The sequence below is a fragment of the Teichococcus coralli genome (genome assembly GCF_009829925.1).
GTDB lineage: Bacteria > Pseudomonadota > Alphaproteobacteria > Acetobacterales > Acetobacteraceae > Pseudoroseomonas > Pseudoroseomonas coralli.
The window spans coordinates 77,354-101,607 of sequence record NZ_SNVJ01000002.1 but is presented as its reverse complement, the minus strand read 5'-3'; the positions used below and the strand labels follow the sequence as shown (position 1 = coordinate 101,607).

Annotated in this window: 23 protein-coding genes; 13 read left to right on the top strand and 10 right to left on the bottom strand. The window is 70.2% G+C overall.

The features are described from left to right. The first annotated feature begins 6 nt into the window (after positions 1-6). From gcvH to E0493_RS02535, 3 genes are all read left to right on the top strand, one after another. A complete protein-coding gene (gcvH, locus tag E0493_RS02545) occupies positions 7-384 on the top strand; it encodes a glycine cleavage system protein GcvH (RefSeq protein ID WP_160935352.1) in 378 nt (125 codons plus the stop codon). After that, complete coding sequence (gene gcvP / locus E0493_RS02540) at positions 381-3,281, top strand: aminomethyl-transferring glycine dehydrogenase (protein ID WP_160935351.1); 2,901 nt, start codon at positions 381-383, stop codon at positions 3,279-3,281. The genes gcvH and gcvP overlap by 4 nt, the downstream gene beginning before the upstream one ends. A 137-nt stretch (positions 3,282-3,418) precedes the next feature. Continuing rightward, positions 3,419-3,607 (top strand): YgaP-like transmembrane domain, encoded by a 189-nt coding sequence (locus tag E0493_RS02535; RefSeq protein ID WP_202396863.1) that lies wholly within the window; start codon positions 3,419-3,421, stop codon positions 3,605-3,607. A 77-nt stretch (positions 3,608-3,684) separates the two neighbouring features. Here the strand turns inward: E0493_RS02535 and E0493_RS02530 are convergent, their stop codons facing one another. Beyond that, positions 3,685-4,698, bottom strand: a complete 1,014-nt coding sequence (locus E0493_RS02530; RefSeq protein ID WP_160935349.1) for a DUF2891 domain-containing protein — start codon at positions 4,696-4,698, stop codon at positions 3,685-3,687. A 131-nt stretch (positions 4,699-4,829) separates the two neighbouring features. Here E0493_RS02530 and E0493_RS02525 point away from each other — a divergent pair, with 131 nt between their 5' ends. Continuing rightward, complete coding sequence (locus E0493_RS02525; protein ID WP_160935348.1) at positions 4,830-5,405, top strand: NUDIX hydrolase; 576 nt, start codon at positions 4,830-4,832, stop codon at positions 5,403-5,405. A gap of 16 nt (positions 5,406-5,421) precedes the next feature. Here the strand turns inward: E0493_RS02525 and E0493_RS02520 are convergent, their stop codons facing one another. After that, positions 5,422-6,546, bottom strand: a complete 1,125-nt coding sequence (locus E0493_RS02520; RefSeq protein WP_160935347.1) for a DNA topoisomerase IB — start codon at positions 6,544-6,546, stop codon at positions 5,422-5,424. Positions 6,547-6,716: 170 nt separating this feature from the next. Between E0493_RS02520 and E0493_RS02515 the strand changes: the two genes are divergently transcribed. Beyond that, entirely contained in the window at positions 6,717-7,739 is a 1,023-nt protein-coding gene (locus E0493_RS02515) for an SDR family oxidoreductase (protein ID WP_160935346.1), read from the top strand. Positions 7,740-7,751: 12 nt separating this feature from the next. Here the strand turns inward: E0493_RS02515 and E0493_RS02510 are convergent, their stop codons facing one another. From E0493_RS02510 to E0493_RS02500, 3 genes are all read right to left on the bottom strand, one after another. After that, positions 7,752-8,483 carry a Crp/Fnr family transcriptional regulator gene (locus E0493_RS02510; RefSeq protein WP_160935345.1) on the bottom strand — a complete coding sequence of 244 codons (732 nt, stop codon included), beginning with the start codon at positions 8,481-8,483 and terminating at the stop codon, positions 7,752-7,754. Between the two features lie 105 nt (positions 8,484-8,588). Continuing rightward, complete coding sequence (locus E0493_RS02505; protein WP_160935344.1) at positions 8,589-9,713, bottom strand: FAD-dependent oxidoreductase; 1,125 nt, start codon at positions 9,711-9,713, stop codon at positions 8,589-8,591. A gap of 146 nt (positions 9,714-9,859) precedes the next feature. Further along, positions 9,860-10,840 carry a TerC/Alx family metal homeostasis membrane protein gene (locus tag E0493_RS02500; protein WP_160935343.1) on the bottom strand — a complete coding sequence of 327 codons (981 nt, stop codon included), beginning with the start codon at positions 10,838-10,840 and terminating at the stop codon, positions 9,860-9,862. 336 nt (positions 10,841-11,176) lie between these two features. On the opposite strand from E0493_RS02500, the gene E0493_RS02495 reads away from it, so the two are divergent. The 6 genes from E0493_RS02495 (at position 11,177) to E0493_RS02470 (ending at position 17,228) form a co-directional block, all read left to right on the top strand. Continuing rightward, positions 11,177-11,446 (top strand): twin-arginine translocase TatA/TatE family subunit, encoded by a 270-nt coding sequence (locus E0493_RS02495; protein WP_160935611.1) that lies wholly within the window; start codon positions 11,177-11,179, stop codon positions 11,444-11,446. A gap of 175 nt (positions 11,447-11,621) precedes the next feature. After that, positions 11,622-12,239, top strand: a complete 618-nt coding sequence (locus E0493_RS02490) for a methylthioribulose 1-phosphate dehydratase (RefSeq protein WP_160935342.1) — start codon at positions 11,622-11,624, stop codon at positions 12,237-12,239. Further along, entirely contained in the window at positions 12,236-12,775 is a 540-nt protein-coding gene (locus tag E0493_RS02485; RefSeq protein ID WP_160935341.1) for a 1,2-dihydroxy-3-keto-5-methylthiopentene dioxygenase, read from the top strand. The genes E0493_RS02490 and E0493_RS02485 overlap by 4 nt, the downstream gene beginning before the upstream one ends. After that, complete coding sequence (mtnC, locus tag E0493_RS02480) at positions 12,772-13,497, top strand: acireductone synthase (RefSeq protein ID WP_160935340.1); 726 nt, start codon at positions 12,772-12,774, stop codon at positions 13,495-13,497. The genes E0493_RS02485 and mtnC overlap by 4 nt, the downstream gene beginning before the upstream one ends. A 28-nt stretch (positions 13,498-13,525) precedes the next feature. Next, complete coding sequence (locus E0493_RS02475; RefSeq protein ID WP_160935339.1) at positions 13,526-14,515, top strand: magnesium transporter CorA family protein; 990 nt, start codon at positions 13,526-13,528, stop codon at positions 14,513-14,515. Between the two features lie 310 nt (positions 14,516-14,825). Next, entirely contained in the window at positions 14,826-17,228 is a 2,403-nt protein-coding gene (locus E0493_RS02470; protein WP_160935338.1) for an Ig-like domain-containing protein, read from the top strand. 53 nt (positions 17,229-17,281) lie between these two features. Here E0493_RS02470 and E0493_RS02465 read toward each other — a convergent pair whose 3' ends face one another. After that, positions 17,282-18,463, bottom strand: coding sequence for a M20 family metallopeptidase (locus E0493_RS02465; protein WP_160935337.1), 1,182 nt, complete (start codon positions 18,461-18,463; stop codon positions 17,282-17,284). A gap of 276 nt (positions 18,464-18,739) precedes the next feature. Between E0493_RS02465 and E0493_RS02460 the strand changes: the two genes are divergently transcribed. Then, positions 18,740-19,201 (top strand): response regulator, encoded by a 462-nt coding sequence (locus E0493_RS02460; RefSeq protein WP_160935336.1) that lies wholly within the window; start codon positions 18,740-18,742, stop codon positions 19,199-19,201. Here E0493_RS02460 and E0493_RS02455 read toward each other — a convergent pair. The 3 genes from E0493_RS02455 to E0493_RS02445 all read right to left on the bottom strand — a co-directional run bounded on the left by E0493_RS02455 (position 19,198) and on the right by E0493_RS02445 (position 21,886). Next, positions 19,198-20,067 (bottom strand): alpha/beta hydrolase, encoded by an 870-nt coding sequence (locus E0493_RS02455; RefSeq protein ID WP_160935335.1) that lies wholly within the window; start codon positions 20,065-20,067, stop codon positions 19,198-19,200. The two genes, E0493_RS02460 and E0493_RS02455, sit on opposite strands and share 4 nt — an antisense overlap. Before the next feature lie 78 nt (positions 20,068-20,145). Beyond that, positions 20,146-21,567: an amidase gene (locus E0493_RS02450; protein WP_160935334.1), complete on the bottom strand. Its 1,422-nt coding sequence runs from the start codon at positions 21,565-21,567 to the stop codon at positions 20,146-20,148. A gap of 127 nt (positions 21,568-21,694) precedes the next feature. Then, a complete protein-coding gene (locus E0493_RS02445) occupies positions 21,695-21,886 on the bottom strand; it encodes a hypothetical protein (RefSeq protein WP_160935333.1) in 192 nt (63 codons plus the stop codon). Between the two features lie 345 nt (positions 21,887-22,231). Here E0493_RS02445 and E0493_RS02440 point away from each other — a divergent pair, with 345 nt between their 5' ends. Next, positions 22,232-23,131 (top strand): polysaccharide deacetylase family protein, encoded by a 900-nt coding sequence (locus E0493_RS02440; RefSeq protein ID WP_160935332.1) that lies wholly within the window; start codon positions 22,232-22,234, stop codon positions 23,129-23,131. Between the two features lie 122 nt (positions 23,132-23,253). Here the strand turns inward: E0493_RS02440 and denD are convergent, their stop codons facing one another. Beyond that, the gene (denD, locus tag E0493_RS02435; protein WP_160935331.1) at positions 23,254-24,231 is read right to left on the bottom strand and encodes a D-erythronate dehydrogenase; all 978 of its coding nucleotides are present in this window, start codon (positions 24,229-24,231) and stop codon (positions 23,254-23,256) included. Between the last annotated feature and the right edge of the window lie 23 nt (positions 24,232-24,254).

The window sequence follows — 24,254 nt, the reverse complement described above, 5'->3', positions numbered from 1 at the left end:
GCCCCGATGGCCGATCTGAAGTTCTCCAAGGACCATGAATGGGTGCGGCTGGAGGGTGGCGTCGCCACCGTCGGCATCACCGACCACGCGCAGACCGCCCTGGGCGACGTGGTCTTCGTGGACCTGCCCGAGGTGGGGCGCGAAGTGGCCGCCGGCGACTCCGTCGCCGTGGTCGAGAGCGTGAAGGCCGCCTCCGACGTCTACGCGCCGATCGCCGGCAAGATCACCGAGGTGAACACGGCCCTCCCGGACGACCCGGCCCAGGTCAACAGCGACCCGACCGGCGCCGGCTGGTTCTTCAGGATCGAGCCGGCCGACACAGCCGAGATCGACGCCCTGATGGACGCCGACGCCTATCAGACCTTCGCGGACAGCCAGGCATGAGCGACGCGCTCAGTGAGCTGAAGGCGCTGGAGGACCACGGCGCCTTCGCCGCCCGGCATATCGGCCCTTCCGAGGCCGAAGTGGCGGAGATGCTGGAGGCCCTCGGCCTGGAAAGCCTCGAGGCGCTGGCCGAGCGCACCGTGCCCGCCGCCATCCGCGGGCAGGAGTTTTCCGCGCTGCCGGCCCCGGTGAACGAGGCCGAGGCCATCGCCGAGCTGCGGGCGCTCGCGGAGCTGAACAACCGGGTCCATTCGCTGATCGGCATGGGCTATCACGGCACCCATGTGCCGCCGGTGATCCTGCGCAACGTGCTGGAGAACCCGGGCTGGTACACCGCCTACACGCCCTACCAGGCGGAGATCGCCCAGGGGCGGCTGGAGGCGCTGGTCAACTTCCAGACCATGGTGACCGACCTCACCGGCCTGCCGGTGGCCAACGCCTCGCTGCTCGACGAGGCCACCGCCGCCGCCGAGGCGATGGCGCTGGCGCTCGCCGCCACCAAGGCGAAGTCGAACACGCTGCTGGTGGCGGAGGACGTCCACCCGCAGACACTGGCGGTCATCCGCACCCGCGCCGAGCCGCTGGGCCTGACCGTCAGCGTCGTGGCGCCCGCGAAGGTCGCCGCGGCCTGCGCGGCGCAGAAGCCCTTCGCCCTGGTGCTGCAATATCCCGGCACGACCGGCGCGGTGCGGGACATCGCGCCGGAGATCGCTGCCGTTCAAGCCGGGGGCGGCCTTGCCATCGTCGCCGCCGATCCGCTCTCCCTGGTGCTGCTGACGCCGCCGGGCGAGATGGGCGCCGACGTGGTGATCGGCTCCTCGCAGCGCTTCGGCGTGCCGATGGGCTATGGTGGCCCGCATGCCGCCTTCATGGCGGTCAAGGATACCTACAAGCGGTTGATGCCGGGCCGCCTCGTCGGCGTTTCCGTGGATGCCGCCGGCCGGCCGGCGATGCGGCTCGCGCTGCAGACGCGCGAACAGCATATCCGCCGCGAGAAGGCGACCTCCAACATCTGCACCGCGCAGGTTCTGCTGGCGGTGATGGCCGGCATGTACGCCGTCTGGCACGGGCCGGAGGGGCTGAAGCGCATCGCGCGCCGCGTGGCCCTGCAGGCCCGGCTGCTGGCCGCCGCCGCCCGGGCTGCCGGCTTCACGCTTCGGCACGATGCTTTCTTCGACACCGTCGCCATCGAGGCCGGCGACAAGGCCGAGGCGCTGATGCACGCGGCGCTGGCCGCCGGCTTCAACCTGCGCCGCCTTGACGCCTCGGGCGTCGGCATCGCGCTGGACGAGACGGTCTCGCGCGCCGACCTGGACACCCTGGTCGCCGTGCTGGCCGAGGTGGGCCGGGCGAAGCTGGCGCTGGCCTCGCTGGCGCCCGCCGGCGGCCTTCCGGCGGCGCTGGAGCGGAAATCGGCCTTTCTCACCGCCGGGGTGTTCAACAGCCACCACGCGGAGCACAGCATGCTCCGCTACCTGAAGGTGCTGGAGGACAAGGACGTCGCGCTGAACCGCAGCATGATCCCGCTCGGGTCCTGCACGATGAAGCTGAACGCCACGGCGGAAATGATCCCCGTCACCTTCCCGGGCTTCGGCGAGATCCACCCCTTCGCCCCGGTGGACCAGGCGGCGGGCTACCTCGCGCTGATCCGCCGGCTGGAGGGGTGGCTGGCCGCCATCACCGGCTTCGCCGCCGTCTCGCTGCAGCCCAATGCGGGCAGCCAGGGCGAGTATGCCGGACTGCTGGCCATCCGTGCCTTCCACCAGGCGCGGGGGCAGGGGCAGCGCGACATCTGCCTGATCCCCTCCTCGGCGCACGGCACCAACCCGGCCTCGGCTGTCATGGCGGGGATGCGCGTGGTGGTGGTCGGCTGCGACCGCGACGGCAACGTGGACCTGCCGGACCTCGAAGCCAAGATCGCGCAGCACGCCGGGAAGCTGTCGGCGCTGATGATCACCTATCCCTCGACGCATGGCGTGTTCGAGGAGGAGATCATCCGCATCTGCGAGGCGGTCCACGAGGCCGGCGGGCAGGTCTACATGGATGGCGCCAACATGAACGCGCAGGTGGGCCTGACCGCCCCCGGCCGCATCGGCGCCGATGTCTGCCACCTCAACCTGCACAAGACCTTCTGCATCCCGCATGGCGGCGGCGGGCCGGGCGTCGGGCCGATCGGCGTGGCCAGCCACCTGGCGCCGCACCTGCCGAACCATCCGCTGCTGAAGGAAGCGGGGCCGGCGACGGGCTATGGCCCGGTCTCGGCGGCGCCCTTCGGCAGCGCCTCCATCCTGCCGATCTCCTACGCCTATATCCGCATGATGGGCGGGGCGGCGCTGAAGCGGGCGACGCAGGTGGCGATCCTCAACGCCAACTACATCGCCAAGCGGCTCGAAGGGCATTTCCCCGTGCTCTACAAGGGCGCGCGCGGGATGGTGGCGCATGAGTGCATCCTGGACTGCCGCGGGTTCCAGCAGGGCGGCGGCGTGCTGGTCGAGGACATCGCCAAGCGCCTGCAGGACTACGGCTTCCACGCGCCGACCATGTCCTGGCCCGTCGCCGGCACGCTGATGGTGGAACCCACCGAGAGCGAGCCGAAGGCCGAGCTGGACCGCTTCTGCGACGCCATGATCGCCATCCGCGGCGAGATCCGCGCGGTGGAGCAGGGCCGCATGGACAAGGCCGACAACCCGCTGAAGAACGCGCCCCACACCGCGGCGGAAGTCACCGCCGAGGACTGGACGCATCCCTACAGCCGGGCGGATGCTGCCTTCCCGCTGCCCTTCGTCGCCGCGCACAAGTACTGGCCGCCGGTGAAGCGCGTGGACAACGTCTATGGCGACCGCAATCTTGTCTGCACCTGCGCGCCGCTGGAAGACTACGCGCAGGCGGCGGAGTGAGCCGGTAGCCCGGGGGAGGAGGCCTTCCCCGGGCCTGCTGGCCGCGTGGGTCATTGTTGTTGATTCGAAATTACCAGCGTGCCCTCATCCCTCCTGGATGCCGCCGGGAAAGGGGATGAGCGATGACGCAGGAGAGGATGATTCTTCTGGTCGTGGGAGTCGTGGTGCTGGGCAGCGTGTTGCTGGCCGTTTTCCATGACCTGCGCTGGCTCTGGCTCACGGGCCTGATGGGGGTCCACCTCATCCAGGCGTCTTTCACGGGCATGTGCCCGGTTGTGGCGCTGCTGCGTCGGAGCGGGCTGCCCTCGCGCGCCGGCTTCGCCTGAGAAATGTGGGCGTCCGGGGGCATTCAACGCCCCTGGCAGGGTGATCCAGGAGGGGCGGTGCCCCTCCTGGCCCCGGCCTAGGCTTCTCCGGCTTCCAGCGCGAGCACGGCGAAGCTGGCCAGCCAATGCTCGCCCATGTAGTCGCCGGCGACATGCGGCAGGCCGGCGGCGAGATGAAGGTCGGCCACGCGGTCCATCAGCGCGCGGCGCGGATCCTCCGCCGGCAGCCCGCGGGCCAGCGCGCGCCAGCACCAGGCGCGGCTGAGGTTGAGCCCGTCGAGATGGGCGATCTTGCCGTCCGAGCGGTCGCTGACCTCGGCGGGGCGGAAGAGCGGCATCGGCTGGGCGGTGGCGAGACGCGGCAGGAAGCGGTCGAACCATTCGCCGAACCGCTCGCGCGGCAGCAGGCGCCGCATGCACTCGGCCTCGATCAGGGCAGGGGAGAGGAAGTCGTCGCCGCTCGGCTCTCCCCAGGCGGGGCAGTCCTCGTCATTGCCGTACCAGCGCTCGGCCGTGTCGCGCAGCAGGGCGAGGAAGGCGGCGTCCCCGGTGGCCTCCGCGTGGTCGGCGGCCAGCCGCAGGCCGAAGGCGGTGTTGAAGTGGGTGCCGACCCGCACCGGATAGGTCGCCTTGGGCAGAAAGTCGCGGAAGCGCTGCACGAAGGCTTCTGCAAGTGGCGCCAGATGGCCCGCCCAGGGCATGTCCGGAAGGCCATCCAGCTCCGCCGCCAGCTTCAGCAGCCAGGCCCAGCCATAGGGGCGCTCGAAGCCGCGCGCGCCGGGCTGGGCCAGATAGGCGCATTCGCCGGCGATCTTCTCCGGGGTGAGCTGGCGGTCAAAGAGGTCGCGCACGGCGGCGGCCGGCGCCATGTCGGGGAAGCGCCGCAGCAGGTGGGCCAGCATCCAGTAGGCATGCACGCAGGAGTGCCAGTCGAAGCTGCCGTAGAAGACGGGGTGAAGCGCGCTCGGGGTGCGGGCATCTTCCGGCCCGGCCAGGCCATGGGTGAGCTTGTTGGGATACTCCCGCGTGACATGGCCCAGGGCGATGCCGGCGAAGCGGCCCGCCAGGTCCTCGTTGAGTGTCGTTCGCATACGGGTTCCTCATCCTGTTGTGGCCTGGGCCGACCTTCATCCCGCCGCCGCCACGAGAAAAGCCCGAGCGAGCGTTTCCGGCGCGGCGGGGAGCGGTGGACCCGGCGCGGCTGGCGCCGCATCCTGGAGCCATGAGCGAAACCCCTCCCTGGCAGGTTCTGTCCAGCCGCACCGTGGTGCGGGACCGTTGGATCGACGTCACCGCCGATGCCTGCCGCGACGCACGCGGCAACATCCTCGACCCTTATTACACATTCGCCTACCCGGACTGGGTACATGTGGTCGCCATCACCCCCGCCGACGAGCTTGTCATGGTGCGCCAGTACCGGCACGGCGCGCGCGGCTCCTCGCTGGAGCTGCCCGCCGGCCGCATGGACGCGTCCGACACCGATCCGCTGGAGGGCGCCGCGCGCGAGCTGCGCGAGGAAACCGGCTTCGCTGCGCCGGCGCTTCGCCTGATCTCCAGCCTCAGCCCCAACACGGTGACGCACCGCAACCGCGTCCATACCGTGCTGGCGATGGATGCTGTGCCTGCCGGACCGACCGCGCACGAGGCGGGCGAGGACATCACCGTGGAGCTGTGGCCCCTGCGGGAGGTGCTGTCAGGCATCCCGCAGGGGCTGATGCTGCAGGCGCTGGACCTGCCCGGACTGTTCCTGGCGCTGCACGCCATCGGCCGGCTCAGCCTGGAACTGCAGCCGCGGTGAAGGGCAGGGGGGAGGGTCAGGCCACGGCCTTGGCCGCCAGAGCGAGGCGCTTGCGCAGAAAGGCCAGCACGGCGGCCTCCTCGGGCTTCAGCTCGGAAAGCTCTTCCCGTAGCTCGGCCTCGACCTCGCGCTGGACCTGCATGAGCAACTCGCCCTCCAGATAGCACTCCAGCACCTCGGGGTGGACGTAGCACTTGCGGCAGATGGTCGGCGTGTTGCCGAGGCGGGAGGCGGTGCGCTCGATGGCCTCCTTCACGTTGCGCTTGGCCGCCGCCTTGCTGTCGAAGCGCTCGAACTCCGCGAGCGCCATGGCGGCCAGCACCGTGCCGGCCCAGGTGCGGAAGTCCTTGGCGGTGATGTCGCGGCCTGTGGCCTCGCGCAGGTACGCGTTCACATCGGCCGAATCGATGGCCTGGCGCTCGCCCTCCTCGTCGAGATACTGGAACAGGGTCTGCCCCGGCAGGTCCTGGCAGGCCCGCACCACCTTCGCCACGCGCCGGTCGCGGATGGAAAGTCGCCATTCCTTGCCGCTCTTGGCGCGAAAGGCGAAGCGCAGGGCGCTGCCCTCGATCGCCACGTGCCGGTCGCGCAGGGTGGTCAGCCCGTAGCTCTTGTTGGCCTGGGCATAGTCCTCGTTGCCCACGCGGATCAGCGTCGTGTCCAGCAGGTACACCACGGTGGCGAGCACCTTCTCCCGCCCCAGGCCACGCTTGGCCATGTCCGCCTGCACGCGGGCCCGCAGGGCGGGCAGGCCGCGGGCGAAGTCCATGATGTGCTGGAACTTCGTGGCATCCCGCGCGGCGCGCCAGTCCGGATGGTAGCGGTATTGCTTACGGCCCTTGGCATCGCGCCCGGTGGCCTGGATGTGGCCGTCGGCATGGGGGCAGATCCAGACGTCGGTATAGGCGGGCGGGATGGCCAGGCTGCGGATGCGCTGCAGCACGACCTTGTTCTTCACCGTCCTTCCCTCCGCGTCGCGGTAGGTGAAGCCGCTGCCGCTGCGCCGCCGGGTGAGGCCCGGCATCTCGTCGGAAACGTAGCGCAGCCCGGCCGCGGCGGCCTCCGCCTGCGCCTCGGGGTCCGGGGCGGAAGGGGCTTGGCGCCGGGATGTCTCGACCGCCATGGCGGCTTCGGTCAGCATGATCGGAGGCTCTCGCTGGTTGTCGCCGGAGTTGCGGAAGCTGAACGCAGGAAAGCTCCAGCCGGTTCCCTCAGGCCGGGGAACCTCCTTTCTGTCCGGCGGTAGTGGAGGGGGAGGGCTGGCCCGGTGGCCTGCCCGTATCCGCACCTGGCCAGGAGGAAGCTCCGCCCATGTCCGACCGTCCCGTCACTTCCCGTCCTGTCCTGGCCATCACCGGGGGCTCATCCGGCATCGGCCGCTGCACCGCCGCCCTCTTCGCGCGGCGGGGCTGGAATGTCGGGCTGATCGCGCGCGGCGAGGCCGGGCTGGAGGCCGCCCTGGCCGACGTGCGCCGCGCCGGCGGCAGCGGCTGCATGGTCGCGGCGGACGTTTCGGATGCCGAGGCGCTGGAACGGGCCGCCGCCGAGATCGAGCAGAAGCTGGGCCCGATCCAGGCCTGGGTGAACGGTGCCGGCGCCAGCGCCTATGGCCGCTTCATGGATCTCCCGGAGGAGGATTATCGGCGCGTCACCCAGGTCACCTACCTCGGCGTGGTGAACGGCACCCGCGTGGCGCTGCGCCGCATGCAGCCGCGCAACCATGGCACCATCCTCAATGTCGGCTCGGCGGTGGCGTTGCGGGCGGTGCCGCTGCAATCCGCCTATTCCGCCGCGAAATACGCGGTGGCGGGGTTCACCGAGGCAGTGCGGGCCGAGCTGCTGCATGACAGCAGCCGGGTGCATCTCGGCATCGTCCACCCGCCCTCGACCAACACGCCCTTCTTCAACCACGCGGCCTCCCGCCTGGAGGACGGCGTGCCGCGCCCGCCGCCGCCGGTGTACGAGCCGGAGATCGTCGCCGACGCCATCCACCTCGCCATCACCGAGCGGCGCCGCGAGGTGCAGGTGGGCGGGCAGACCGTGGCCCTCGGCATGGCGAACACGGTGATGCCGGGCGTGCTGGATTGGGCGCTGGGCCGCTTCGGGCAAGGGATGCAGGTCTCGCATTCCGGGCGCGCCGGGGCGCGGCGCGAGGAGACGCTGTTCCAGCCCTCCGCCGTGCCCTCGCCGGTGCATGGCGCCTTCGGCCAGGAAGCGATGCGGCGCAGCGCGCAGATGTCGCTGAACCGCTCGCCCGGCCTGGCCACCATGCTGCTGGGGCTTGGAGCGCTGGGCGTGCTGGCCTGCCTCGCCGGGCCGGCGCGGCGGTCCTGAGGGGGAGGGGTCTCAGACCTTGACGGTGACCAGCGGCGGCTCGGCCGGCGCGCTCGACCAGCCGGCCAGCTCCTCCAGCTCGGCGCGGTCGAGGATCTCCAGGCGGCCCTTCTGCAGCGAGGCCACCCCCTGGCGCCGCAACAGGGCCAGGGCGCGGTTGGCGTGCTCCACCGAGAGGCCGAGCGCATCCGCCAGGTGCGCCTGTTTCAGCGGCAGCGGCGCGCCCGTGCGGTCGGCGCCGCCGCGGCGCAGCAAGCGGCCGTGCAGTTCGAGCAGCAGATGCGCCAGCCGTCCCACGGCATCGCGGCGGCCAAGGCTGGTCAACCTCTCGCGCAGCCGGGACCGGTCGCGCGATAGGCCTTCGGCATAGGACATGGCGAGGCCGGGATCCCGGCCCATAAAGTCGCAGAGCCGGTCGCGGGCCAGGACGCAGAAGCTGGCGTCGGTCAGCGCCGAAACCTCAGCGCCGTCCTCGCTGCGCTCGACGAGGTCGCCGGGAAGGTGGAAGTCCAGGATCTGCCGGCGGCCATCCGGCATGGTGGTCCAGGAGAAGGCCCAGCCGGCATAGAGGGTGAACACGGTGTCGCGGATCGTCTCGTTGGCCCGAACGAGCCGCACGGCCGAGCGGACGCGCGCGATCTCCCCCACCCGCGCCTGCGGCACCACCCGGAACAGGGCGAAGGGCCGTACGGTGCAGGCCGAGCAGGCGCCGGGCAGGGGCGTCAGGTTGGGCTTTGCCGACATGATGCTGTTTCTAAGCTGCTTCCCTGGCGTGTGCCAGCGCTCAAACCGCAGCTGGAGCGGCCTTCCGCCCGTTCCGCGCCGCTGCCGGCCGCAGGCGTTGCGGCCTCAGGATATTTCCAGGGGCTGGTCAATTCCGGCCAGGAAGTCGCGCATCCGGTGTGCCGCAGGCCCCAGGGAAGCGGCCAGGGGAAACAGCAGGTGCCGCAGGTGCCCCACCAACGCCGGCCGGCCACGCGCCAGCCGTGTCAGCAGCGCCATCCGCCGGACCACCCGGGCATGCAGGGGGTGGCGCAGGCGTGCGTAGTCGGCGAGGCGGCCGGGCCTGCCCTCCAGCGCGTCGGCGGCGCAGGCGGCGAAGACGAAGGCATCCTCGATGCCCAGGTTCATGCCGCGCGCGCCGGCCGGCGAGTGGATATGCGCCGCATCCCCCGCCAGCGCCACGCGCCCGGCGAGCACCTGCGCCGCGCGGCGGTGGGAGATGTGGAAGTTCGAGGTCCAGACGGCCTCCCCGGCCTCCGTCCCTGGCGGCAGATGCTCCAGCGGCGCCGCCACGTTGCCGAAGACGCGCCAAAGCCCCTGGCGCAAGGCGAGCATGAACACCAGCCCGCGCGGGACGAAGGCGATATGGGCATGGTCGAGATCCAGCGGATCGTTCAGTGCGACGTCGAAGAGCGGCCAGGCCTCGGGAAAGCTGGAACCTGGGAAGCCGAGGCCAAGCGCCTTCCGCACCGCGCTGTGGGCACCGTCGGCGCCGAGCAGCAGGCTGCTGCGCAACGTCTGCCGCCGCCCCGCCGTGTCGGTGACTTCCGTCAGCACAAGGCCCGCCTCCTGGCGCAGAGCCTCCAGGCGCAGGCCGCGTTCCGGGGCAAGGCCGTGCCTGGACAGAGCCTCCGTCAGCAGCGCCTCCGTGCGGGCCTGCGGCAACACCGACATGGCGTGGCGCGCGGGAAGGCCGGAAAAGTCGATCTCGCCGATGCGCCGCCAGCCCTCATAGAAGCGGACGCCGCGGATGGGCCGCGCTTCCCGCAGCACGGCGGCCGTCACCCCGGTGGGCTCCAGCAGTTCCAATGACCGCGGATTGATCACCTGGGCCCGGGAGGTGGCGGCGGGCGCCTCCGCCTGATCCACCAGCCGGACCCGCCGGCCTCGCCGGGCCAGGAAGAGCGCGGCCGCGAGGCCAGTGGGACCGGCACCGGCGATCAGGACATCCGCCTGGGAAAGGTTGTTCATGCGCGCTCCAGGGCGGCGCTTCGTCCGCCGCTTGCCACGCCGGAGACAACGTTTGGCGGCGGTCCGGTTTGCCGGCGCCGCCGCCTTCCGCGGAGACAGGGAAACATGCCGGGGCGGCGATGCCCGCCGGGCCGGCAACTTCCTGGTTACTTGGCCGGCGTCACGCCAGCCTCCTCCCCGCGGGTCTTCCACAGCGAGAGGGCGATGGAGCCGGCAATGATGCCGCCGGTGACCATCAGCGCGTATTCCACCGGCACCGCCTTTCCGCCTGCGTACCAGTTGGCGAGCATCTTGGCGCCAACGATCATCAGCACGAGCGAAAGCCCATGCTTCAGGTACTTGAAGCGGTGGATGATGCCGGCCAGGGCGAAGTACATCGCCCGCAGGCCCAGGATCGCGAAGACGTTGGCCGTGTAGACGATGAAGGGGTCGGTCGAGACCGCGAAAATGGCCGGGATGCTGTCCAGCGCGAAGAGCAGGTCGGTCAGCTCGACCAGCACGAGGACCAGCAGCAGCGGCGTGACCATCAGCCGCCCTGCTTCCCGCACGGTGAAGGCGTTGCCGCGGAAGCCGTCGGTCACCGGCAGGTGACGGCGCAGCCAGAGCAGTACGGGGTTCGTGGTCGGGTCCGTTTCCTGCTCGACGGAGCGCAGCATCTTCCAGCCCGACCAGATCAGGAACAGGCCGAAGACCACCATCAGCCAGTCGAACTCGCGCAGCAGCGCCGTGCCGACCAGGATCATCACGCCGCGCATCAGCAACGCGCCCAGAATGCCCCAGAACAGCACCCGGTGCTGATAGGCGGGCGGCACGCCGAACTTCGCGAAGAGCAGGACGAAGACGAAGATGTTGTCGACCGAAAGCGACCATTCGATCAGGTAGCCGGTCAGGAACTCCAGGCTCTTGGCGCTGCGCTCGTCCGACGTGCTGCCGTAGCTCAGGCGCAGCCAGGCGAAGAAGGCGAGGGCAAGGCCGACATAGGCGGCCGACTTGATGAGGGCGGTGCGAACCGGCACCGGGGCGGGGTCACCATTGGCCTCCTTCTTCGCGAAGACGCCAAGGTCCAGCAACAACAGGCCGAGAACGGCCGCGTTGAAGACGAGCCAGAAAACGGGTGAGGCTTCCATGCCGAACGGCTCTCCTCTCTGAGGCCCGGCCGGACGGAAAACCATTCTCCAGAATGCCAGCGCGCCGGGCCCGATTGCGCGATCAGTCGATCCGACATCGCGAAGGCGGGCAGCGCCCGCCGGGTCGCCAGAGGGGCCCGGATCACCGTTAAGATGGACAAATTGTCACGGAATGACAAGAGGCGGTTGTTTCCTTCCGCGATTCACGCCATCTGCTCATTTGCGTGATGGCGGTCGGGACACTACTGTCCTCCATCGAGGCGAGGAGACGCGGTCAGGCCGGCGGGGCCATTCCTTCCAGGCCGCTGGCCGCCCAAACTGGATCGAGGCGTGGCTATGGGTTCCTTCAGCATCTGGCACTGGCTTGTTGTGCTGCTGGTCATTCTGCTGCTGTTCGGTGGCGGCAAGATCAGCGGCCTCATGGGCGATCTCGCCAAGGGCATCAAGTCCTTCAAGCAGAACATGAAGGAGGACGACGAGAAGGATGCCTCCATGGCGGCGGAAGCCAACCAGCCGCCGGCCGGCAACCTGCCTGGCCCGGCGCCGACCCGCCCCTCCGGCAGCGCCCAGCCGAACACCTCCAACTCCTCTCACCCCGCGGCCTGAGCCGCGGCCGGGAGCGACCGGACCACGGACAGCAGCACGGCCAGGGCGGCGAGACCGTCCTGGCCGTGGCTGTTTTCACTGAGGCGGGCTTGCTCCGGCCTTGCTCATCCCCTGGCGCGACCGGCCAGGGCTGCGCTATCAGCGGCGCGACCGCCCGCCGCTCCGGAGCGCCCGCATGACCCTGCCCCTTCCCCAACCTGCCATCGAGGCCATCATCGGCGCCGGCCGCCGGATGGATCGGCGCAACTGGGTCCCGGCGACAGCCGGGAACTTCTCGGTGCGGCTGCCCGAGGGCCGCGTCGCCGTGACGCGTTCCGGCGTCCACAAGGGGTATTTGACGCCTGAAGCCGTCATGGTGGTGGACCTCGACGGCCGTCCCGAGGATGCGGCCCTGCGTCCCTCGGCCGAAACGCTGCTGCATTGCGGCATCTATCGTCGCTTCGCCGAGGCGGGCGCGGTTCTGCACGGGCACTCTATCGCGAACACCGTGCTCTCCCGGCGCGCGGGAGAGAGCCTGGAACTGGCCGGCTACGAGCTGCTGAAGGCCTTTCCTGGCCTGGCCACCCACGACGCCAGCGTGGCGCTGCCGGTCTTCGACAACGATCAGGACATCGCCCGGCTGCAGGCGGCGGTGGAAGGCCGCTGGGCGGCCATGAATGTCGTTCCTCCGGGCTATTTAATCCGCGGCCACGGAGTCTATGTATGGGCGCGCGATATGGAGGCGGCTCTGGCCCGGCTGGAGGCGCTCGAATTCATGTTGGAATGTGAACTTCTGCAGGGGAGGATCGGATGAGCCTTCTGACCGTCAGGGATGCCGCGACCGGCGCCGAGCTGCTCCGCAGCAGCGACGCCGCGGAAATCGCCGCCGCGCTGGCCCCGATCAATGTCCGCTTCGAGCGCTGGGCGGTGGCACCGCTGCCCGCCGGCGCCGCGGCCGAAGAGGTGCTGGAGGCCTACCGGCCGCAGCTCGATGCCTTCATGCACGGCACCGGCGCCGGCACCGCGGACGTGATCAAGCTGACGCCCGACCACCCGCAAAAGGAGGCGATGCGCCAGAAGTTCCTCGCCGAGCACACCCATACCGAGGACGAGGTCCGCTTTTTTCACGAGGGCGCGGGCAACTTCATCATCCATGCCGCGGGCAAGGTGTTCGACGCCCACTGCACCCAGGGCGACCTGATCAGCGTGCCGGCCAATGCCCAGCACTGGTTCGACGCCGGCCAGGAGCCGTCCTTCACCGTGCTGCGCGTCTTCACCGAGACCAGTGGTTGGACGCCGCATTACACGGGCACCGACATTTCCGAACGCTTTCCGGCGGTGACGGAGTGACGGCGGCGCCGGTCAGCGCCGTTCTGACCGATATCGAAGGCACCACCAGCGCGATCGCCTTCGTGAAGGAGACCCTGTTCCCCTTCGCGGAGCGGGCGCTCGATGCCTTCCTCTTGGCGCATGGCACGGACCCCGAGGTTGCCGCCTGCCTGGAGGCCACCCGCCAGGCCGCCCGCCCAGGCGAGGAGCCTGCCGCCGCCTTGCGCCGCTGGATGGCGGAGGACGCCAAGATCGGCCCGCTGAAGACGCTGCAGGGCGTGATCTGGCGCGACGGCTTCCTCAGCGGCGAGGTGCGGGGGCATCTCTGGCCGGATGTGGCACCCTGCCTTCGCGCCTGGTCGCGTGCAGGCATCAGTCTCTACGTTTATTCCTCCGGCTCGGTGGCGGCGCAGAAGCTGCTTTTCGGGTATTCGGTCGCCGGAGACCTCGCCGGCCTGTTCAGCGGCTTCTTCGACACGGCCGTGGGCGGCAAGCGGGAGGCGGCCAGCTATGCCGCCATCGCGCAGGGGCTGCACCGGCCGGCGGGCGAGATCCTGTTCCTTTCCGACGTGGCGGAGGAGCTGGATGCCGCCGCCGCCGCCGGGATGCAGGTCTGCCAGCTGGTGCGGCCGCAGGACGGCACCGAGCCCAGCCCGCGCCACCCGCAGGCGGCGGACTTCCCGGGCGTCGCCGCGCGCTTCGGCCTGCCCGCTGCAACCCGTCCGGCCGGCGAGGCCGCCTGAGACCCTTCAGCCCAGGAGCCCGCACCGCATGATGACCATCTACACGGTGCGCGAGGGGCGGACCGTCCGGGGCGAAGGCATTCCCACCGCTGACGAGCTGCGGGCGGCCATCTGGATCGACCTGCTGGCGCCCACGCGCGAGGAAGAGCAGGCGGTCCAGGCGGCGCTCAACCTGGAGATCCCGACCCGCGAGGAGATGCAGGAGATCGAGAGCTCCTCGCGGCTCTACAAGGAGGAAGTGGCGCTCTTTCTGACGGCGAACTTCCTCTACGGCGTGGACGAAGGGGAATATGGTTCGACCGCCATCACCTTCGTGCTGGCGGAGAGCCACCTTGTCACGGTGCGCTACGCCACGCCCAAGGCCTTCGCGGTCTTCTCCAACCGCGCCTTGCGCACGCCGGCGCTTCTGCAAAGCGCGGATGGCGTGATGCTCGGCCAGTTCGAACAGGTCGTGGACCGGCTGGCCGACGTGCTGGAGCGCGTCGGCGCCGACATGGATCGCGCCAGCCGGGCCGCCTTCCGCAACGCCCGCAGCCATTCCAAGGTGAAGGTCAAGGCGCGGGACGCCGAGATGAAGGACGTGCTGATCGCGCTTGGCGAGGTCGGCGAGGTGACCAGCCGCGCCAACGAAACGCTGCTCGGCCTTTCGCGCATCCTCACCTTCGTGGGGGCCGAGAAGTCCACCGCCGTGCGCAAGGAAGCCAAGAACTCGATCAAGACGCTGATGCGCGATGTCCGCTCCCTCGTCGAGCATGCCGCCTTCCTCAACAACAAGGCAAATTTCCTGCTCGATGCTGTGCTCGGCATCATCAACATCGACCAGAACGGCATCATCAAGACCTTCACGGTCGCCAGCGTGGCGCTGATGCCGCCGACCCTGGTGGCCAGCATCTACGGCATGAACTTCGCCCATATGCCGGAGCTGGGATGGCATCTCGGCTATCCTCTGGCATTGCTGGTGATGGTGGTGAGCGGCGTGCTTCCGGTCTTCTACTTCAAGCGGAAGGGCTGGCTTTAAGGGCCGCGCCTGGCACTCCCACCACGCATTAACGAAAGCTTACTGCCCCGTAATCCACTGAAGTTGCTCTCGTTTTAGTTTTCAGGCGTCTGCTTGACCGCGGATGTCTCAAAATGGAAACGTAAGCGGACGGCGCGACAACTCTCCTGTGAGGGGTCGCGCCGGCTTCTGCCAGGGCGGACACGCGGCGCTGTGGGAACTCCGATCGGTATCGTGGCTCCCGTTTCCTGGCGGCATCTGTTCATCGCAGGCGCCGGCCCTGGCGTTCGCGCTGCAATGGCCGCACGGCCGCCCGAGAGGAAACCTTCGCGTGACCGCTTCTCCTCCGCCCACCAGCCTCACGCTTGAAAGCTGGGACAATGCCAGCCTGACAGGCGATTACGCCAGTTACGCGAATCTGACGCTGACCGGTAACGGCTGGCGCACCGCGACAGGCAACGCCTACGACAACACCATCACCGGGAACAGCAGCCCGAACACTCTCGATGGCGGCGCCGGTGACGATACCTTGATCGGTGGCGGAGCGCTGCAGCATGCGGCGGGCCATGTCATCCCGCGGGGCGACACCTTCATCATCCGTGCCGGCGAGGGCAACGACACAATTCTCGACTTTACCCCCGGGGTGGATGGCGGCGACGTCATCAGCCTGCCCGGCTTCGACTTCCGCAGCTTCACCCAGGTGATGGCGACCGCCACCCAGGCCGCCGGCGGAGGCGTGCTCTTTCATCTCTCGCCCAGCCAGACGCTAACGGTTCACGGCTCGGTAACGGATGCGAACGGCGCGCGGGACCTGCTGGTCGGCGACTTCGTCGCCGCCGGCGCGGATTTCGACTACACTGCCGCCATCACCGACATCACCCTCCAGCCGGACGGCCAGGGCGGCACCCGCGCCGTGCTGACCGGCACGGCGGAAGCCAACGCCAAGGTGTTGATCAAGGATCTCGCCACCCAGGATCCGCACGACCCGAACATCGCCGTGGACCCCCAGGTCCAGGCGGATGCAACGGGTGTCTGGCACTTCACAACCGGGCCGCTCACGGGTGGCGTGCACAGCTTCGCCGCCACCTCCATACAGTCGGCCTTCAGCGACATCGCGCAGGAATGGCACTACTTCGAGTTCAGCACCTCGGCGCCCAGGCAAGTGACGGTGAGCGCCGGCAACCCGGGCGACATCACGCCGCCTGAAGCGCCGACGCTGCTGCTCGACGCCGCCAGCGACACCGGCCAGGCGGGCGACGGCATCACCGGCGACACCACGCCGACGCTGGTCGGCACCGCCGAGGCCGGCAGCACCGTCAGGGTCTATGACACCGATGGCACCACACTGCTCGGCACCGTCACGGCGGCCGATGGCGCCTGGAGCCTGACCACGGGCGCGCTTTCCGGCGGCTTGCATCACCTGATCGCCACCGCGACCGATGCGGCGAACAATGTCTCCGCCGCCGCCGCGCTGGATCTGACCATCAACCTGCCGCGGAACTCGGCCGACTTCCCGGCGGCGGGGTTCGACCGCGCCTTCTACCTGGCGCATAATCCCGACATCGCGCAGGCGGGCATCGATCCGCTGCAGCACTACGAGCAGCATGGCTGGCGCGAGGGGCGCGACCCCAACGCGCTGTTCCATACCGCATACTACCTGAACCAAAACCCGGACGTGGCAGCGGGCGGCATCGAGCCGCTGCAGCACTACGAACAGCATGGCTGGCGCGAAGGGCGCGATCCCTCGGCGAGCTTCAGCGCCGGCAAGTATCTGGCCGCGAACCCGGATGTCGCGGCCTCCGGCATGGAGCCGCTGACGCACTACCTTCTCATCGGCGAGGCGCAGGGACGGGCGACCTTCGCCGCCACGCCCCACGCGACCGGTCCGCAGGACCCGTTGGTGGACAACAGCTTCTACTTCACCGCCTACCCGGATATCGCGCAGGGCGGGCTCGATCCGTCCGAGCATTTCGCCGCCCATGGCTGGCGCGAGGGACGCAACCCGAGTGTCTGGTTCGACACCGCCTTCTACCTGGCGCATAATCTCGACATCGCGCAGGCGGGCATCGATCCGCTGCAGCACTACGAGCAGCATGGCTGGCGCGAGGGGCGCGATCCCAACGCGCTGTTCCATGTTGCGTATTACCTGAACCAGAACCCGGACGTGGCAGCGGGCGGCATCGAGCCGCTGCAGCACTACGAACAGCATGGCTGGCACGAGGGGCGCGATCCCTCGGCGAACTTCAGCGCCGGCAAGTATCTGGCCGCGAACCCGGATGTCGCGGCCTCCGGCATGGAGCCGCTGACGCACTATCTTCTCATCGGCGAGGCGCAGGGGCGGGCGACCTTCGCCGCCACGCCCCACGCGACCGGTCCGCAGGACCCGCTGGTGGACAACAACTTCTACTTCACCGCCTACCCGGATATCGCGCAGGGCGGGCTCGATCCGTCCGAGCATTTCGCCGCCCATGGCTGGCGCGAGGGGCGCAACCCGAATGCCTTCTTCGACACCGCCTTCTACCTGACGCATTATCCCGACATCGCGCGGGGCGGCATCAACCCGCTGCAGCACTACGAGGAGGCCGGCTGGAAGGAAGGGCGCGACCCGAGCGCGAACTTCTCCACCAGCGGCTACCTGGCGGCCCACCCCGAGGTTGCCGCGGAAGGCATCAACCCGCTGCAGCACTTTCTGCAGGCCAGCATGGCCGGGCACGGTGATCTCAGCTTCGGCTGAGCCGGCGTCGGCCATCGGCCGGGAGGAGCCTTCCTCCCGGCCGCTTCATGGCCTCAGAGGCCGGCGCTCTCCAGCTTCAGGATGGCCCGTGCGAGGGCCTGGGCGCGCGGCACAAGGGTCGCGACCTCCAGGTATTCCTCCGGGCTGTGCGCCTTCCCGCCCACCGGGCCCACGGCGCAGAGCGTCGGCGCGCCGACCGCCGCGGTGAAGCCGCTGTCAGCGCAGCCGCCGGCGAACTCGCCCATGGTCTCGAAGCCGCTTTCCGCCGCGGCCGCCTTGTAGATGCCGAAGACCGCATCGGTGCCGGGGTTCTGCGCCAGCGGCAGGAACTCGCCGCGGATCGCCAGCCGCGCGCGCGTGCCGGGAACGAAGCTCTTCTCCACAATGGCGTGGATGCGGCCCATGACGTCGTCGCGGTCCTCGGGATGGATGTAGCGCAGGTCGATCTGTCCCTGCGCCCAGGGCGCGACGGTGTTGACCGACTGGCCACCCGAGACCAGGCCGACATTCAGCGTGATGCCGCGGGGGATGTCAGTCAGCGCATGGATCGCTTGCACCTTGCGGGCCAGTTCCTCGATGGCGCTGATGCCTGCCTCGAAGTTGCCGCCGGAATGGGCGGCCTTGCCCTCGATGTCCATCACCATGAACACGCCGCCCTTGCGGCCGGTGACCACGGCGCCGGAGGGGCGGCCGGGCTCGGAGTTGAAGACGACGCGGGCCTTGCGGGCTTCCGCCTCGATCACCGGGCGGCCCTCGGGGGAGCCGATCTCCTCATCGCCGGTGAACAGGCCGACCAGCGGGCCGGGCGCGCCGCCGAACTGCGCGAAGGCGGCCAGCACGAACATGTTCTGCACCAGGCCGGCCTTCATGTCGCAGACCCCCGGGCCGGTGGCGATGCCGTTCTCGACGCGGAAGGGGCGCCGCTCCGGCTCCCCCTTGGGGAACACCGTGTCGCGATGGCCCATCAGCACGATGTTGCGCTGCGCATTGCCCGAGCCGGCTGCTTGCTCGCCCGCCACCGTCGCCCGCAGGCAGTCGCCGTGCTGCTGGCCGGGCACGACCTCGACGGCGATGCTGTGCCGCGCGCAGAAGGCCCTCACGCGCTCGCCCACCGCATCGACGCCCGCCTTGTCGTAGCTGCCGCCATCGATGTTTACCATGGCCTCCAGCTCGGCCAGCATGGCGCCCTGCTGGGTCGCCAGCCATTCCGTGATCCGTGCTTCGCTGGCGCTCATACGCCACTCTCCTCGATGCTGCGGTTGCGGCGCCAAGGTGCCGCGTTCGCCGCTCGCCGTGAAGCCGGCGCGCAAAGATGTTCCACGGGGAATGGACAGAGGCGGGGAAGTTGGCTACCGCATTCCAGGATCGGATCGTGGAGAGCAGGCTGCGCCCGCTGCGTCGGCGTGGCCGCGCATCCGTGATCCTCGCCCCCATTCTCGACTGGACGGCACAATGTGGAGGTGCGCCCCTTGAGTCAGGCTGACCGTCCGCTTTCCCCGGAAGGAACCACCATGCATCTGGCCAAGGCCGTGCCGCGCAGCCTCTCCGCCGCAGCCACCGACATGCCCGAGGAGGGTCAAGGCTGGCCTGTCGGCAGCGTCGTGCTGGTCGTCGAGGACGAGCCGCTGATCTGCATGAACCTCATTCAGATGCTGGAGATGATGGACTTCGAGGCGATCGGCGTCGGCCGCGCCGAGCAGGCGCTGGACTGGCTGAAGTCGAACCCCGCCCCGGCCTTGATGATCACCGACGTCAGCCTTCCCGGGATGAACGGCATCGTGCTGGCGGCCGAGGCCCGGCAGTTGCATCCGGGCCTGCCGGTGCTGCTGGCCAGCGGCCATGCCGAGGCCGCCGTTTCGCTGCCACCCGCCCTGCAGCAGGGTGTCGGGTTCCTGGCCAAGCCCTATTCCATGCGGCAGCTTGAAAGCGCCGTTCAGGGGATGCGCGGGCACGCCGATGCCGGTAACGGCTAGGCAGGGCGGGCGGGCTCGCGCAGCCCGTAGTCCCTGAGGAAGGCGCCGATATCCGCCAGCACGGGTGCGCCGGCCAGGCCGAGCTGCCGCAGCGGCGCCGCCAGGGCGGCAACAAGGCCGATATGTCCGAGGCCGGCATACTCGATCTCCCGGACCGGACAGCCGGCGGACTGCAGCCGCGCCGCCAGCACGCGGGATTGCCCGGGGCTGACCAGGTCGTCCGCCAGGCCGTGCATCAGCAGCGTGGGCGGGCTGCCCGCCAGCTCCCCCGCATCCAACGGCGTGGCGCGGGCATGCCGGCCGGGCGCGCGGGCAAAGGTGGCGAGATATTCCGGCGCCTCGGGCTGGAAGTCGTAGGGGCCGGCAAGGCCAATGGCGGCGGCCAGCCGGCTCCGCGCCGCATCGCCCAGCCAGCGCGGATCGGTGGCGAGACCGAGCGCAATGAAGGCGCCGGCGGAGTGCCCCATCAGCACCATCGGCCGGCCGGCGGCTGGACCCTGCCGCAGCCACCGCACCGCGGCGGCGCCGTCCTCCATGAAGGCAGGCCAGGGGCCCTCCGGCATCAGCCGGTAGTCCGGCACGGCGACGGCGCAGCCCAGCGTGGTCAGCGCCTGCGCAACGAAGCGATAGGCCTCCCGGTCGCCGGAGCGCCAGCCGCCTCCGTAGAAGAAAACCAGCAGCGGCGTCGCGGGCGAGGCTCCCGCCGGCTCGTAGACGTCGAGGCCGCCACGCGGCCCGGGCTGGTAGGTCAGGCCGGCCTCGAGGCGGTAGCCGCCGGAAGGGGTCAGTGCGTTGGCCAGCCGGGCCGGAGTGCAGCCGCTGATCAGCGGCGCGAGGAAGGGCAGGGCCCGTCGTGTAAGGCTCATGCGGTGCTAACGCCGCAGCCCCCACAGAAGCTGCGGCGTGGCAGGGCGAGGTGCCTGCCGCGACACTGGCGGCTTCCGTCAGTGCGCATGGTGCGCGCAGGCCTGCGCCTCGGGCTTCGGCGGCGGCAGCGTCACCGCCTGCTCGATCACCCGCGCCGCGCGGAAGCAGAGGTCGTCCCGCAACTGCGCCGCCGCGAACTGCACGCCACGCGGCATGCCGTCCTCGTCGGTCCCGAAGGGCACGGTGATGGCGGGCTGGCGGGTCAGGTTGAAGGCGAAGGTCCAGGGTGCCCAGTCCCGCCACAGCGCCTCGGTGGGCTTCAGCGTCGGGGTGTCGGCGGCAAAGGCGGCGGTGGGGGTCGTTGGGCAGAGCACCAGGTCGTATTTCAGGTGGAAGCGCGCCATCGCATGCGCCGCCTCGCCACGCATCGCCTCGGCGCCAAGAAAGTCGATGGCGGACATGCCGCCCTCGCGCTCCGCCACCTCCTCCAGCCCCTTGTCCAGCAGGTCGCGCTTCTCCGGTGCCATGGTCCTGACCAGCCGCGCCAGCGCCACGCCCCAGACCCGCCCGAAGATGTGGCGGGTGTCGGGCAGCGCCGGGTCGGCGTCCTCGACGATCGCGCCCGCCTCGGAGAGGATGCGCGCGGCGGTCAGCACGGCGGCCTCGCCCTCGGCGTCGATCGGCGGGGCATAGCCCAGGCGGCGCACCACGGCGACCCGCAGCCCGGCCACGCCCTCCTCGATGCCGGCGCGCCAGTCGCGCGGCTCGTCATGCAGGCAGAATGGGTCGCGGACGTCGCCCTGCGCCATGGCGGAGAACATCAGCGCGGCGTCCCGCACGGTGCGCGTCATCGGCCCGGCGCAGGAAACCTGGCCGAAGGCGCTGTGCGGCCATTGCGGGATGCGGCCATAGGTCGGCTTGAAGCCCACCAGCCCGCAATAGGCGGCGGGAATGCGGATGGAGCCGCCGGCATCGGTACCGACATGCAGCGGCCCGAAGCCTGCGGCACCTGCCGCGCCGGCGCCGGAGGAGGAGCCGCCCACGGTGCGCTGCGCGTTCCAGGGATTGCGGGTGATGCCGTGCAGCGGGCAGTCGCCCGGAGTCTTCCAGCCGAACTCGGTGGTGGTGGTCTTGCCGAGGATGACGGCGCCCGCAGCCTTCAGCCCGACCACGGCGGGGGCGTCCTCCATCGCGGGGGCGGTGTCGGTGGTCTTGCTGCCGCGGCGGGTGGGAAAGCCTTGCAGGTTCAGCAGGTCCTTCACGGTGGCCGGCACGCCGTCGAGCGGCCCGATCGGCCGGCCGGCGGCCCAGCGCGCCTCCGATTCGCCGGCCTGGGCGAGCGCCTTCGGGTTCAGCACCGCGAAGGCGTTGACCCAGGGATTGTAGCGCGCGACCCGCTCCAGCACGGCCTGCAACGCCTCGACCGGGGAAAGGCGGCGGCGCGCGTAGAGAGCCAGGAGCTGCTCGGCCGACATCAGGGCCGGATCGGTATCGGACATGCTGGATTCCGCCTTAAGAAGTCTGAGCCGGGGCGATGGGCGCCCGGCCCGCGCCCAACTTGCCCCGGCAGGCGCCTTGACGCCAGAGCGGCGCGCTCGGGCCGGCTCCGGCACCCGCCGCCGCGTATCAGGGCCCGGCTGCGCGGCCGAACGGATCGAGGCCGGGCGGGAAGTCCTGCAGGAACGGCCCGGGAGCCTTCACGTCGGGCGATGCGGCCGCCGCCTCCGGCCTCCGCGCGGCGCTGGCGGTCAGCAGCGTCAGCACAAGGCTGGAGGCGAGGCGCTTGATGTGGGGGGTGACGGCGGCCAGACTGCCCATCAGCGCGAAGCTCTCCAGCCCATGGCCACAGAACCTGGTCGTTCCGCCGAGGCCGTGCGGCCTGAACCCCGAGAGGATGAAGGCCGGGCGCTCGGCCCTTGGCCCTCTGCACGATCCGCCGGATCCGCCTGAAGCGTGGCATGCCCTGCGGTGCGCCCCCCGAGACCAGCCGACCGCTGTTGCTGACCGGGATGAAGACCCCGGCATTCGTTGAGCGGTTCCGCGGCGCTTGCCGGATCGCTTCGCAACCGCGGCAGCTCCCGTGCCACCACCGGGGCAGGGGGGTTTCCATGCCGTCCGGGCGGACGCAGGATCGGCGCCGTTCCTGCCACACGGAGTCCCGCGATGACCGATCAGCCCGCCAAAAAGCCTTGGGAATTGCCGGAGGAGCAGTGGCGTCACATCGTCGGCCGCGCCTATGCCGGCCGCAGCCTGGCGCCGAAGGCCTGGCCGAACGGGGCACGCTGCTGCGTCGCGCTCTCCTTCGACGCCGACCATGAGACCATCCCGCTGCGCGATGCCGACGAAAGCCCGATGCGCATCAGCCAGGGCCAGTACGGCTCGCGCCAGGGGGTGCCGCGCATCCGGCGGCTGCTCGACCGGCACGGCATCAAGGCCAGCTTCTTCTACCCGGCCGTTTCGGCGCTGCTGCATCCCGAGGAGGTGCGCGCGGTGGCCGGGGAGGGCCATGAGATCGGCGTGCATTCCTGGATCCACGAGGCCAACACCGCGCTGCCGCCGGGCGTGGAGCGCGAACTGACGCTGCGTGCCGCGGACACGCTGGAGAAGGCCGCGGGCCGCCGCCCCGTCGGCATCCGCACGGCGAGCTGGGACTTTTCCGTGGACACGCTCGACATCATCCGTGAGATGGGGCTGCTCTACGACAGCTCGCTGATGGCCGATGACGAGCCTTACGAGCTGCTGGCGCAGGGCGAGCCGACCGGCATCGTCGAGCTGCCGCCGGAGTGGATCCGCGACGACGCGCCCTACATGAACATGCTGCGCTTCTCCGCGATCCGGCCCTACACGCCGCCCTCCGGCGTTGAGGAGATCTTCCGCGCCGAGTTCGACGGCGCCTATGCCGAGGGCGGCACCTTCCTGCTGACCATGCACCCGCACATCATCGGCCACCGCAGCCGCATCGCGCTGCTGGAGCGGCTGGTCGAGCACATCAAGGGGCATCAGGGCATCTGGTTCGCCACGCATGCCGAGCTGGCGCAGTGGTGCAAGGATCAGGCGAAGTAAGCAGGCTGGGGGCAGGGCTTCCGCCAGGCTCCCATCCGCGTTCCCCGAGCTTGCAGCACGGGCTTAACTGAAAGAAAAAGGATGGGAGGCTCGGGGGGAATTCCTTCCCCCCGAACTTTTCCTTACCCCGTGGCGCGCTCGGCTCGGGTGGCCTCCAGGTCATCCTCGATGAAGGCGCGAACCACCTCCGTCAGCGGTTCCTGCTCCGAGAAGCCGAGGCGCCGCGCGCGCTCGGCGGTGAAGGCGGCGGGCCAGCCGGAGACGATGGCCTGGATGGTCGTATCCGGCACGAAGCTGACCAGCCTGCGGGCTTCCTGCGGCAGGGCGGCGAGCATCTGCGCCACCGAGACCGACGCGCCGGGCGGGTTGATGCCACGGTCCAGGCCGAGCGGCGCGGTGTCCATCGTCGCGGCGTAGAGGAACCATTCGACCGCGCGGCGCGGCGAGCAGATCCACACGGCGAAATCCTCCTCCACCGGACAGGTGGCGGGGAGGCCGAGCAGCGGCTCCCGCAGCACCGCCGAGACGAAGGAGGAGGCCGCCTTGTTCGGCCGCCCGGGCCGCACCATCACCGTGGGCAGGCGGATGCAGACGGCGTCGAGGAAGCCGCGGCGGGAGGCGTCCTGCAGCAGCAGCTCGCCGATCGCCTTTTGCGCGCCGTAGGAGTTGGCGGGCACCTGGCGGCCGTCATCCGGCACCATGGCACCCTGGCCGCCGCCGAAGCTGGCCACCGAGGAGGTGAAGACCACGCGCGGCGGCTTCGGGAGCGTCCGGCAGGTGTCGAGCACCGCCAGCGTCCCATGCAGGTTGACCTTCATGCCCAGGTCGAAATCGGCCTCCGCCGCGGCGCTGACCACGGCGGCGAGGTGGAAGATCACTTCGGTCTGCGGCGGAATGGCCTCGGCCAGGGCGGCGCGGTCAGTCACGTCGCCGGCCAGGGTGCGGATGGGGAAGGGCGCCTCGGCCGGCGGGACGGGCGTGTTCAGGTCGAACAGGGTCAGCGCGGTGACGCGGCGGCCATCGAGCTGGCCCTCCCGCGCCAGCCGTGCCGCCAGCTTGCGGCCGAGGAAGCCGCCCCCGCCGAGAATGGTGATGTGCATGGTTTCCTCGCCTTGGTTGCCGA